Source organism: Arthrobacter sp. P1_H7, from assembly GCF_056405215.1.
Genome location: NZ_JBFUCO010000001.1, coordinates 54,891 through 66,693, shown reverse-complemented (window position 1 = coordinate 66,693; position 11,803 = coordinate 54,891). Strand labels below are relative to the sequence as shown.

Below are 11,803 nucleotides of genomic sequence, written 5' to 3'. Positions count from 1 at the left end.
CCATACACGGCGCCCGCCCAGGGGCAGACCCGCTCCACATAAAAGCTCCGCCCGGCTGCTGCAGCCGGGCGGAGCTTTTTTTGGAGTTTTTAGACAGGCAGCGTTCGGTCAGAAGCGTTCGGTCAGGAGCGTCTCGTCAGACGCGTTCTCTAATTCAGCGCCTCAGCGCTTGGAGAGCGCACCGGCTACCAGGAACGCCATTTCGAGCGACTGCATGTGGTTCAGGCGCGGATCGCAGACCGACTCGTAGCGGTCCAGGAAGGCTTCCTGGTCGATCGGGTCGGCTCCGCCCAGGCATTCGGCGACGTCGTCGCCCGTCATCTCCACGTGCAGGCCGCCGGGAACGGTGCCGAGCGCGTGGTGGACTTCGAAGAATCCGCGCACCTCGTCAATGACGTCGTCGAAATTGCGGGTCTTGTAGCCGTTGGGCGAGGTGACCGTGTTCCCGTGCATGGGGTCGGTGACCCAAAGGACCTGCGCCCCGGAGGCGGTGACGCGCTCGACGATAGCCGGCAGCTTCTCGCGGATGTTGCCCGCACCCATGCGGGTGATGAAGGTGAGCCGGCCGGGCTCCCGGTTCGGATCCAGCTTGTCGATCAGGCGCAGGGCGTCGTCGCCGCTGGTCGAGGGGCCGAGCTTCACGCCGATCGGGTTGCGGACGCGGGAGAGGAAGTCAACGTGTGCGTGGTCCAGCTCGCGGGTCCGCTCCCCGATCCACAGGAAGTGCGCCGAGGTGTCGTAGGGCAGCCCGGTGCGCGAATCGATGCGGGTCAGGGCGCGCTCGTAGTCCAGCAGCAGGGCCTCGTGGCTCGCGTAGAATTCCACCCGCTTCAGGGCCTCGAAGTCGGCCCCGCAGGAGGACATGAACTTGATGGCGCGGTCGATGTCCCGGGCCAGGGACTCGTAGCGGGCATGCGCCGGGTTTTCGGTGAAGCCCTTGTTCCACTGGTGCACCAGGCGCAGGTCCGCGAAGCCGCCCTGGGTGAAGGCGCGGATCAGGTTCAGCGTCGAGGCGGAGGTGTGGTAGGCCTTCAGCATCCGGCTGGCGTCATGGGCGCGGGAGTCGGGCGTGAAGTCGTAGCCGTTGACGATGTCGCCGCGGTAGGCCGGCAGGGTGACGCCCTCGCGCGTTTCATCGTTGGAAGAGCGCGGCTTGGCGAACTGGCCGGCCATGCGGCCCATCTTGATGACGGGCATGGCCGCGCCGTAAGTGAGGACGACGGCCATCTGCAGGATGGTCCGGACGCGGGCACTGATCTTGTCCGCCGTCGCCGCTTCGAAGGTCTCGGCGCAGTCGCCGCCCTGGAGCAGGAACGCCTTGCCCTGCGCCGCGGCGGCGAGCCGTTCGCGAAGGATGTCCACTTCGCCGGCGAACACGAGGGGCGGGAGGACGGAAAGTTCTTTGACGGACGCCTCGAACACAGCCGGGTCCGACCAGGTGGGCTGCTGCGAGGCCGGGAGCTCCCGCCAGTTGTCCAGTCCGGGATAGTTGGCGGCTCCGCTCTGGGCGGTGCTGGTCAGCGGGGAAACTGGTTTCTCAGATAGCTCGGTCACTATCTAAGGATAGTTGCCCCGCCGCGGTTCGGGGGCCCTGCCTGTCATTGGCAGCACCATTGCCGTCACATGACACCCGCGGCCCGCTTAACCGGTACCGGGAATCTCCGGCCCGGCTTCCCCGGCGGCAGTTTCATGCGGGCTTTCGTTCGGGGTTTTGTTTGGGGTTTTGTTTGGGGTTTCTCCGGCGGCCGCATCCTGCACTTCGTCAGGGCCCGCAGGGGCTTTGTCCGGGGCCGCGTCCTGGGCTTTGCCCGCCAGGCGGAGCTTCACGGCGGCGGCGTACTCGTCCACGTACTCCTGGCCGGAGAGCCGCATGAGTTCATACATGATCTCGTCGGTCACCGAACGCTGGATCAGCCGGTCATCCTCCATCCCGTAGTAGCGGCTGAAGTCGAGCGGCTCGCCAAAGATCATGCCGATGCGGCGGATGTTGGGCACGCGCTTGCCGATCGGCTGGACTTTGTCTGTTCCGATCATTGCCACCGGGATGACCGGGACGCGGGCCTGCAGCGCAAGGCGGGCAACGCCCACCTTGCCGCGGTAGAGGCGCCCGTCGGGGCTGCGGGTCCCCTCGGGGTAGATGCCCAGGAGGGAGCCGTTCTTGAGCACGTCCATGCCGGCGTTGAGGGACTGCGCGGACGCGGCGCCCCCGGACCTGTCCATGGGGAGCTGGTTGGTGAGCCGGAAGAAGGCTGCGGTCAGCCGGCCCTTGATCCCGGTGCCGGTGAAGTACTCGGATTTGGCCAGGAACGCGACCGGCCGCGGCACCATGACCGGCATGAAGATGGAGTCCGAGAAGGAGAGGTGGTTCGAGGCAAGGATCGCGGCGCCCTCGGCAGGGACGTTGTCGAGGCCCTTGACCCAGGGCCGGAACAGCAGCCTCAGCACCGGTCCCAGGACAAACGTCTTCGTGAACCAATAAAACACTCGGTGACCTCTCCGGAAGGCGTCTGGCCGGCCGCCCAAATCGGGTCCGGCCAGGCTTCAATGGACACCTTACTCTAGTGAGTTTTGGCGCCAAGGGTGACACGATGGGCTCATGACTGAAAGCAGCACTCCCCCTGCGCCCGCCGCTTTCAGCTACCCCGGCCACGGACCCAACGCCCGGACCGGCGTGGCCATCTGCCACGGCTTCACGGGCAGCCCGCTCAGCGTCCTGCCGTGGGCCCGCCACCTCGCCGCCCAGGGCTTCGCCGTATCGGTGCCCCTCCTGCCCGGGCACGGCACCCACTGGCGCGACCTCGCCCGGCAGGGCTGGCAGGACTGGTACAGCAGCTTCGAAACGGCGTACCTGGACCTGGCCGCCCGGACCGATGACTGCTACGTCGCCGGGCTGTCCATGGGCGGCACGATCGCCCTGCGTACCGCGGCCCGCCACAGCGTGGCCGGTGTGGCCGCCGTCAACCCCGGCCTGAGCTTCTATGACCGCAGGGTCCGGATCGTGGGACTGCTCAAGTACTTCCAGCGCACCACCACGCCCATTCAGGAGGAGAATTCCACGGCTACCACCACCGATGACGGCGACTACTCCCTGACGCCGCTGGCCGCAGTCCACCAGCTGCGCCGGCTGTTCGGCGCGACCCTCCGGGACCTGCCGGCAGTCCGCGCCCCGGCGCTGGTCTTCAAGTCGGACACGGACACCGTGGTCCCGCCGTCGTCCCTGGCGCTGCTGCGCAGGCGGCTCGGGTCCCGGGAACTCACAGTGGTTCCCCTCCCGCGCAGCGGGCACGTTGCCACCCTGGACGCCGATGCGCCGCTACTCTTTGAAGAATCAGTGCGCTTCTTCCACCAGCACACCCACGCTATTTCGCCGCCCCGCGCCCCCTCGGAGACCCCATGAGCATCCTCCCGGACCACTCGCCGTTCAGCAGCCCGTTCACGGGAACCATCCCCCGGACCGGCGTCGTGGTGTCCCACGGCTTCACCGGCAGCCCGCACGGTGTGCGGGACTGGGCGTCGTCCCTGGCCAGTGCCGGGTTCGCCGTCCGGCTGCCCCTGCTGCCGGGGCACGGAACGAGCTGGCAGGAGCTGGCCAAGACCCGCTGGCAGGACTGGCATGCTGCCCTGGACGCGGCCTACCTGGAGCTTGCGGAAGAATGCGACGTCGTAGTCGTGGCGGGACTGTCCATGGGCGGCGCCCTGGCGTTGCGGATTGCGGCCACCCGCCCCGTGGCGGGGGTTGTAGTGGTCAACCCCGGCCTCGTCATCGATGATCCCCGCGCCCCGCTGGCCGGCATCTTGAAGTTTGTCCTCAAGAGCACCCCGGCGATCGCCAATGACATCCTCAAACCAGGCATGGATGAGTGCGCATACCCGCGCACTCCGGTGGCCGCCGCACACGAGCTCAACAAGATGTTCAAGGACACCGTGCGGCTGCTGCCCCGCGTCACGGCTCCGGTCCGGGTGTACCGTTCCACTGTGGATCATGTGGTGTCCGAATCCAGTATGGAGGCCCTGCGCCGCGGGTTGACCAACGCCCCGCTCGAGGTGATCCGGCTGGAAAACAGCTACCACGTCGCTACCATGGACAACGACGCGCCCGAGATCTTCCGTGGCACGGCCGAATTTGTCCGGTCCGTTGCAGCCGCAGCCAGTCCGGGCGCCGCCCGCGCCAGCCGGAAGGACACGGCCAATGACTAAACCGGACCCCGGAGTCCCGGACCCCGAAACCCCTGACCCCGACGACGCCGGGACGGCTGCGCCTGACGCAGGCGCAGCCGGCGTCCAGCGCCCGGGCACCACACCGCCCCCTGAGGCACAGGACCCGGCCGCCCCGGACGCACAGTCCGCCGATGACGACGCCGTGTGGCTGGATCTGGTCGCCAGGCTGGAAGGAGTCGGGGCAGGCGAGGACCAGGCAGTTGGGGGAACCGACAGCCCGGCCGGCGGAACGGACAGCGCCGCCGGAGGCGCCGGCGCTGGATCCGGTCCCGGCTCCGGCGCTGGATCCGGTGCTGGCTCCGGCGCGAATAGGTCGTTCCGCGATTTTGACCCGCTGGGTCTCGCCGGCGTCGCGCCGATCGAGCTTTCCGCCAAGGAGCGGCTCGCCCCCGCCCCGGGGAACCCGGCTGCGGGCAGCAGCGAGGCACCGGACACCGCACCCGGCCCCCGGGACTATGAGGCCGACGACGACGACGGCGCGTTTATCCCGGAGGAGCCGCCCAGCCTGGCCGGTGCAGATCCCTTGACCGTCCTTGCCTGGCTTGGCGCGGTGGGCGGCCCGATTGCGCTCGTGTTCTCGGCGATGTTCTGGCGGTCGGCCCCGACGCTGGCCATCGTGGGCATGGTGGCCGCGTTCGCGGCCTCAGTGGTGTTCCTGATCATGAAACTGCCGGGCGAGAAGGACGAGCACGACGACGGGGCGCGCATTTAGTCCACCCGGTCATGGCGCCAGCCACTGCGCTGGTTGTTTGAGGGGCTTACTGAGGCACGCTACTGCGTGTGCATGCGGCTGCTGACGCGGGAGAGGTCGGCGGCGCCGATCAGTCCGGCATTGGGGCCCAGGGCCGCCAATTCGATCTCCGCCGCGGGGCGGAAGCCGCGCCCGGTGAGGTTCCGCGCGAAGGCCTTCCGGGCCGGCGCGACGAGCAGCTCGCCGGCGTCGCACAGCCCGCCGCCGATCACGAACTTGCCGGGGTCCAGTGCCGCTGCGAGGTTCGCCAGGCCAAGGCCCAGCCATTCCCCGACGTCCTCGAGGAGTTCGCGGGAGGTCTGGTCCCCGGCCTTGGCCAGCTCCGTGACGATCACGCCCGTGATGCGTCCCACGTCGCCGTCCACGGCCTTGAGCAGTTCCTGGGCAACCGGAGAATTCGCGGCGGCCAGTTCCCGGGCCTCGCGGCCGAGCGCATTGCCCGAGGCGTATTGTTCCCAGCAGCCGCGGTTGCCACACTCGCAGCGGTGCCCGCCCGGCATGATGATCTGGTGGCCGAACTCCCCCGCCACACCGAAGCGGCCGCGTTCGAGCCGTCCGTCCATGACCATGGCGCCGCCGATCCCGGTGCCCAGGGTGATACAGACCAGACGGTTCTGTCCCTGCCCGGCGCCGAAGCGCCATTCCGCCCAGGCGGCGGCGTCGGCGTCGTTGGTCAGCAGGACAGGGCGGCGCAGCAGCCGCTGCAGGTTCTCGCGCAGCGGTTCATTGCGCCAGGCCAGGTGCGGGCTGAAGAGGACAGTGCCGCCGTCGAGGTCCATCCAGCCGGCGGCGCCGATTCCGACCGACCAGATCCGGTGCCCGGCGCCCAGCTCTGCAACCAGTTCGACAATGACCTGTTCCACGGCGCGCGGGTCGTTGCCCGGCGTTGAACGTTTCGCCTGGCTGAGGATCCGGCCCTCGGCATCGACCACGCCGGCAGCAACCTTGGTTCCCCCGATGTCGACGCCGATCGCCAGGCCCTTGCGGCCCAGCCGCAGGTGTGAGCGGAGGTCGTGCCCGGCCGTGGCGGCCGCGGCCCCGGCCAGGGTCCGGCTCCGCCAGGCGGCGGTCCGGCGGCGCAGGCCGGGCTGCCGGCCGGGTGATGGTGTCTGCATGGTGCCCCATTCTATTCGCCGGGGCCGCCACAGCCGCGAAGGCCCGGCAGCATGACGCCGCGGCGGAGCCCGCAGCATCCCCGATTGGCGGAACCGCGGGGCCGGCCGTAAAGTTACTGGCCAGTAGGTGTCGCAGAACACACCTTCGGGGGACCGCATACTAGGCTTAGCGGTACCCGTTGCGGGCCTATGGATACCTAAGGAGCTGTCGTGCGAGAAATCATTGTCCCGCCCCTGGTGAATGTCGATCCGGACACCAACGTCACCGATCTCGTGGTGCGCCAGGCGGCCAAGGCCTCCAACCCTGCACTGTTCTCGCGGCTCGACGCAGCCGGCCAGTGGCAGGACGTCCGCGCCACGGAATTCCTGGCCGACGTCTCCGCCCTCGCCAAGGGCCTTATGGCCAGCGGCGTGGCCGCCGGCGACCGGGTGGGCATCATGTCCCGCACCCGGTACGAATGGGCCCTGATCGACTTCGCCATCTGGTTCGCCGGCGCCGTCTCGGTCCCGATCTATGAAACCTCCTCCCCCTCCCAGGTGGCCTGGAACCTTGGCGACTCCGGCGCCGTGGCCGCGTTCGGCGAATCGGCGCACCACGAGGACATCATCCGGCAGGCGGCCACCTCCGAGGGGCTCACCGCCCTGGCGCATGTCTGGCAGCTCGAGGGCGACAGCCTGGACGAGGTCCGTGCGGCCGGAGCCGGCATCAGCGATGCCGAGCTCGAAGCACGGCGCAGCCAGGCGTCCCTGAAGGATGTCGCCACGATCATCTACACCTCGGGCACCACCGGCCGGCCCAAGGGCTGCGAGCTGACGCACGGCAACTTCGTGGAACTGTCCGAGAACGCCCTGGTCACGTCGCTCGGCACGATCGTCCACGAGCAGGCCCGGACCATCATGTTCCTGCCCATGGCCCACGTCTTTGCACGCTTCATCTCCGTGCTGGCAGTCGCCGCCGGCGTCACGGTCGCGCACACACCGGATATCAAGAACCTGCTGCCGGATCTGCAGAGCTACAAACCGACCTTCATCCTCGCTGTCCCGCGCGTTTTCGAGAAGGTCTACAACTCCGCCCTGACCAAGGCCGAGGACGGCGGCAAGGGCGCCATCTTCCACCGCGCCGCGGACACCGCCATCGAATTCTCCCGGGCCCGGCAGGCCGGCAAGGTGGGGCTCGTGCTGAAGCTCAAGCACGCCGTGTTCGACAAGCTCGTGTACAGCAAGCTCCGGGCCGCCATGGGCGGGAATGTCTCGCATGCCGTTTCCGGCGGCGGACCGCTCGGTGAACGGCTGGGCCACTTCTTCCAAGGCATCGGCATGCAGATCCTGGAAGGGTACGGGCTGACCGAAACCACGGCGCCGGTCACCGTAAACACCCCGGACCTGATCAAGATCGGCACCGTCGGCGCCCCGATTCCGGGCAACTCCGTCAGGATCGCGGACGACGGCGAGATTCTCGCCAAGGGCGTGTGCGTCATGCGCGGCTATTACAAGCGTGATGACCTGTCCGCCGCGACCTTCGAGGACGGCTGGTTCCGCACCGGCGACATCGGCCAGCTGGACGAGGCGGGGTTCCTGACCATCACCGGGCGGAAGAAGGAAATCATCGTCACTGCCGGCGGCAAGAACGTCGTCCCGGCCCTGCTGGAGGACCAGATCCGGGCGGACGCGCTCGTCTCGCAGGTGCTCGTGGTCGGTGACAACCGCCCGTTCATTGGTGCCCTGGTGACCCTGGATGAAGAAGCCCTGCCCGGCTGGCTGGGCCGCCACGGGCTCCCGGCCTCGACCTCGCTCGCTGAGGTTGCCGTCAACCCCACAGTCAAGGCCGCCGTCCAGGAGCTCATCAACCACGCGAACCAGTCCGTGTCCCAGGCCGAGGCCATCAAGTCCTTCCGGATCGTGCCGGCCGATTTCACCGAGGCCTCCGGCCACCTGACGCCCTCCATGAAGGTCAAGCGGGCCCAGGTGCTCAAGGACTTCGAAAACGTGATCGAGGAAATGTACAGCGCCAAGCGTCCCACCCTCGCCTAGAGCAGCCTCGCCCGCCCGCCACCAGAGCAACGCGGGGTCAGATACGGCCCATCCGGTGCCCCCGGATGGGCCGTATCTGACCCCGCGTTGCTTTCGTTCGGGAGGCAATGTCCGGCAGAAACACAAGGGTCCTTCCGGCTTCCGCCGGAAGGACCCTTGTGTGGTGATGGGGTGCGGTTTGCTGCGCTGCCGCTATTCGACGACGAGCAGCAGATCCCCGCCCTGGACCTGTTCGATCCCGGCGACGGCGAGCCGCGCGACGGTGCCGGCCACCGGCGTCGTGATGGACGCCTCCATCTTCATGGCCTCGATCGTGGCCACCGTGTCGCCGGCTTTCACGGTGTCCCCGGCCTTGACGGTCAGCGTGACGGCACCGGCGAACGGCGAGGCAACCTGGCCCGGCTGGGAGGTGTCGGCGCGTTCGGCGGCCTTGACGTTGCTCACCACTGAACGGTCGCGGACCACCACGGGCCGGGACTGGCCGTTGAGGGTGCACATGACCGTGCGCATGCCCTTCTCGTCCGGCTCGGAGACGGCCTCGAGCGAGGCGATCAGGCGAACGCCCTTCTCGAGCTCGATCTCGTGCTCCGCGCCCCGCTGCAGCCCGAAGAGGTAGTCGCGCGTATCCAGCACCGAAAGGTTGCCGTAGGACTCCACGCTCTTCAGGTAGTCCTTGGTGGGACCGGCGAAGAGCAGGCGGTTGAGGGTGCCCCGCCGGGCCTTGGAATCGCCGTTGAGCGCGGCGCTGTCCTCGGCGCTGATCTCGACGTCGCGGACCTTGACGGTGCGGCCCTGCAGTGCCTTGGTCCGGAAGGGCTCGGGCCAGCCGCCGGGCGGGTCACCGAGCTCGCCGGAGAGGAAACCGATCACGGAATCCGGGACGTCGTACTTTTGCGGGTTCTCGTTGAAGTCCGCGGGATCGGCGTTGAGGCCCACCAGGTGCAGGGCGAGGTCGCCTACCACCTTGGACGACGGGGTCACCTTCACTAGGCGGCCGAGGATCCGGTCCGCCGCGGTGTACATGTCCTCGATCGCCTCGAACCGCTCGCCCAAGCCCAGCGCCATCGCCTGCTGGCGCAGGTTGGACAGCTGGCCGCCCGGAATTTCGTGCTGGTAGACCCGGCCTGTGGGCCCCGGCAGTCCGGACTCGAACGGCGCGTAGACCCGGCGGACGGCCTCCCAGTACGGCTCGAGGGCGCAGACGTTCGCGAGGCTGAGGCCGGTGTCGCGCGGCGTGTGGGCCAGTGCGGCGACGAGGGCCGAGGCCGAAGGCTGGCTGGTGGTTCCGGCCAGGGAGGCCGAGGCCACGTCCACGGCGTCCACGCCGGCATCCACGGCCGCGAGGAGCGTGGCCAGCTGGCCGCCTGCGGTGTCGTGGGTGTGCAGGTGGACGGGGAGGTCAAACCGCTCCCGCAGCGCCGAAACCAGGCGTGCCGCGGCAGCCGGACGCAGCAGTCCTGCCATGTCCTTGATCGCGAGGATGTGCGCCCCGGCGTCGACGATTTTCTGCGCCAGCTCCAGGTAGTAATCCAGGGTGTAGAGCGTTTCTTCCGGATCCAGCATGTCCGCGGTGTAGCAGAGGGCGACCTCGGCGACGGCGGTGCCGGTCTCGCGGACGGCCCGGATGGCCGGAGCCATCTGGTTGACGTCGTTGAGGGCGTCGAAGATCCGGAAGATGTCGATGCCCGTGGCGGCGGCCTCGTTGACGAACGCCACCGTGACCTCTTCCGGGTAGGGCGTATACCCGACGGTGTTGCGGCCGCGGAGCAGCATCTGCAGGCACAGGTTCGGCATGGCCTTGCGCAGGGCGGCGAGCCGGTCCCAGGGGTCTTCGCCGAGGAAGCGCAGGGCGACGTCGTAGGTCGCCCCGCCCCAGGCCTCGACCGAGAGCAGCTCCGGGAGCAGCTTGGATTCTGCCGGACCGGCCGCCACGAGGTCGCGGGTGCGTACCCGGGTGGCGAGCAGGGACTGGTGCGCGTCGCGGAAGGTGGTGTCCGTGACGGCCACGGCGTCCTGCGCGCGCAGGGCACGGGCAAAACCTTCCGGGCCGAGTTCCAGGAGCCGCTGGCGGGATCCTGGCCGGGCCGCGGCATCATCCAGGGCCGGAAGCTTGTCCGCCGGGTCCGTGTGGACCTTGAGTTCGCCGTTGGGCTTGTTGACCGTGACGTCGGCGAGCCAGGTCAGCAACTTGGTGCCGCGGTCTGCCGAGACCCGTGCCTTCAGCAGCTGGGGCCGTTCGTCAATGAACGAGGTGGCCACATCCCCGGCGACGAAGTCGGGATCGTCCAGGACGGCCTGCAGGAAGGAGATGTTGGTGGACACGCCGCGGATGCGGAATTCGGCGAGGGCGCGGCGGGCCCGGGCGACGGCGGCCGGGTAGTTGCGCCCGCGGCAGGTCAGCTTGACCAGCATGGAGTCGAAGTGCGGACTGATCTCCGCACCCGAGTAGACGGTTCCGCCGTCGAGCCGGACGCCGGCGCCGCCGGCCGAGCGGTAGCCGGTGATCTTGCCGACGTCGGGCCGGAAACCGTTGGCCGGATCCTCCGTGGTGATGCGGCACTGCAGGGCGGCGCCCTTGAGCTGGACGCTCTCCTGGGACAGGCCCAGGTCCGCGAGGCTCTCACCGGCGGCGATGCGCAGCTGCGCCTGGACGAGGTCGACGTCGGTGACTTCCTCGGTCACCGTGTGCTCGACCTGGATGCGCGGGTTCATTTCGATGAACACGTGCTGGCCGGCGCGCTCCCCCACCGTGTCGACAAGGAATTCGACGGTACCGGCATTGACGTAGTTCAGCGCCTTGGCGAACTTCACGGCGTCGCGGTACAGCGCCTGCCGGATGCCTTCGTCGAGGTTCGGGGCCGGGGCGATTTCCACCACTTTCTGGTGGCGGCGCTGGATGGAGCAGTCACGCTCGAAGAGGTGCATGATGTTGCCCTGGGCGTCGGCCAGGATCTGGACCTCGATGTGACGCGGGCGCAGGACGGCCTGTTCCAGGAACATGGTGGGGTCGCCGAACGCGGCGTCGGCTTCGCGCATGGCGGCCTGCAGGGCCTCCGGGAGCGCCTCGCGGGTGTCCACGCGGCGCATGCCGCGCCCGCCGCCGCCGGCGACGGCCTTGGCGAAGATGGGGAAGCCGATTTCATCGGCGGCGGCGATCAGTTCGTCCAGGTCCTTCGACGGCTGGCTGGACTTGAGCACCGGGACGCCGGCCTTGCGCGCGGCCTCGAGGGCGGCAACCTTATTGCCCGCGAGTTCCAGGACCTCTGCCGGCGGGCCGACGAAGGTGATGCCGGCCGCCTTCGCGGCCCGTGCCAGGCGCGGGTTCTCGGAGAGGAAACCGTAACCGGGGTAAATGGCGTCCGCCCCGGACTCCTTGGCGACGCGCACCACCTCATCAACGTCCAGGTACGCCCGGACCGGATGCCCCTCCTCGCCGATCAGATACGCCTCGTCGGCCTTCTGGCGGTGAATCGAGTTGCGGTCCTCGTGCGGAAACACAGCGACAGTCTTGGCACCCAGCTCGTAGCTCGCGCGGAAAGCGCGAATCGCGATTTCGCCGCGGTTGGCCACCAGAATCTTAGAAAACATACTTCTCCTGCTTCATCGCGGGCGTATCGGTAAGTGCTCACAGTGTCTAAGACCTGTGCGGGCAAACACAAATCATTGTGGCGACCGTCACAGCATTATC

The 11,803-nt window shown here is 68.5% G+C and carries 8 protein-coding genes; 4 read left to right on the top strand and 4 right to left on the bottom strand.

Annotated elements, in window-relative coordinates:
- Positions 1 to 162: 162 nt before the first annotated feature.
- Positions 163 to 1,557 carry a class II 3-deoxy-7-phosphoheptulonate synthase gene (locus AC1DXI_RS00315; RefSeq protein ID WP_476937039.1) on the bottom strand — a complete coding sequence of 465 codons (1,395 nt, stop codon included), beginning with the start codon at positions 1,555 to 1,557 and terminating at the stop codon, positions 163 to 165.
- A gap of 84 nt (positions 1,558 to 1,641) precedes the next feature.
- The gene (locus AC1DXI_RS00310; RefSeq protein ID WP_476936978.1) at positions 1,642 to 2,484 is read right to left on the bottom strand and encodes a lysophospholipid acyltransferase family protein; all 843 of its coding nucleotides are present in this window, start codon (positions 2,482 to 2,484) and stop codon (positions 1,642 to 1,644) included.
- 112 nt (positions 2,485 to 2,596) lie between these two features.
- Here AC1DXI_RS00310 and AC1DXI_RS00305 point away from each other — a divergent pair, with 112 nt between their 5' ends.
- The 3 genes from AC1DXI_RS00305 to AC1DXI_RS00295 are packed head-to-tail and all read left to right on the top strand — an operon-like array spanning position 2,597 to position 4,930.
- Complete coding sequence (locus tag AC1DXI_RS00305; RefSeq protein ID WP_476936977.1) at positions 2,597 to 3,397, top strand: alpha/beta hydrolase; 801 nt, start codon at positions 2,597 to 2,599, stop codon at positions 3,395 to 3,397.
- Positions 3,394 to 4,197 (top strand): alpha/beta hydrolase, encoded by an 804-nt coding sequence (locus AC1DXI_RS00300; RefSeq protein ID WP_476936976.1) that lies wholly within the window; start codon positions 3,394 to 3,396, stop codon positions 4,195 to 4,197. The genes AC1DXI_RS00305 and AC1DXI_RS00300 overlap by 4 nt, the downstream gene beginning before the upstream one ends.
- A complete protein-coding gene (locus AC1DXI_RS00295) occupies positions 4,190 to 4,930 on the top strand; it encodes a hypothetical protein (protein WP_476936975.1) in 741 nt (246 codons plus the stop codon). Before AC1DXI_RS00300 ends, AC1DXI_RS00295 begins: the two co-directional genes overlap by 8 nt.
- Positions 4,931 to 4,989: 59 nt before the next feature.
- On the opposite strand, the gene AC1DXI_RS00290 is transcribed toward AC1DXI_RS00295, so the two are convergent.
- Positions 4,990 to 6,084, bottom strand: a complete 1,095-nt coding sequence (locus AC1DXI_RS00290) for an ROK family glucokinase (RefSeq protein ID WP_018772324.1) — start codon at positions 6,082 to 6,084, stop codon at positions 4,990 to 4,992.
- Positions 6,085 to 6,294: 210 nt separating this feature from the next.
- On the opposite strand from AC1DXI_RS00290, the gene AC1DXI_RS00285 reads away from it, so the two are divergent.
- Positions 6,295 to 8,115, top strand: a complete 1,821-nt coding sequence (locus AC1DXI_RS00285; protein ID WP_476936974.1) for an AMP-dependent synthetase/ligase — start codon at positions 6,295 to 6,297, stop codon at positions 8,113 to 8,115.
- A 192-nt stretch (positions 8,116 to 8,307) separates the two neighbouring features.
- On the opposite strand, the gene AC1DXI_RS00280 is transcribed toward AC1DXI_RS00285, so the two are convergent.
- The gene (locus AC1DXI_RS00280) at positions 8,308 to 11,703 is read right to left on the bottom strand and encodes a pyruvate carboxylase (RefSeq protein WP_476936973.1); all 3,396 of its coding nucleotides are present in this window, start codon (positions 11,701 to 11,703) and stop codon (positions 8,308 to 8,310) included.
- Positions 11,704 to 11,803 lie beyond the last annotated feature (100 nt).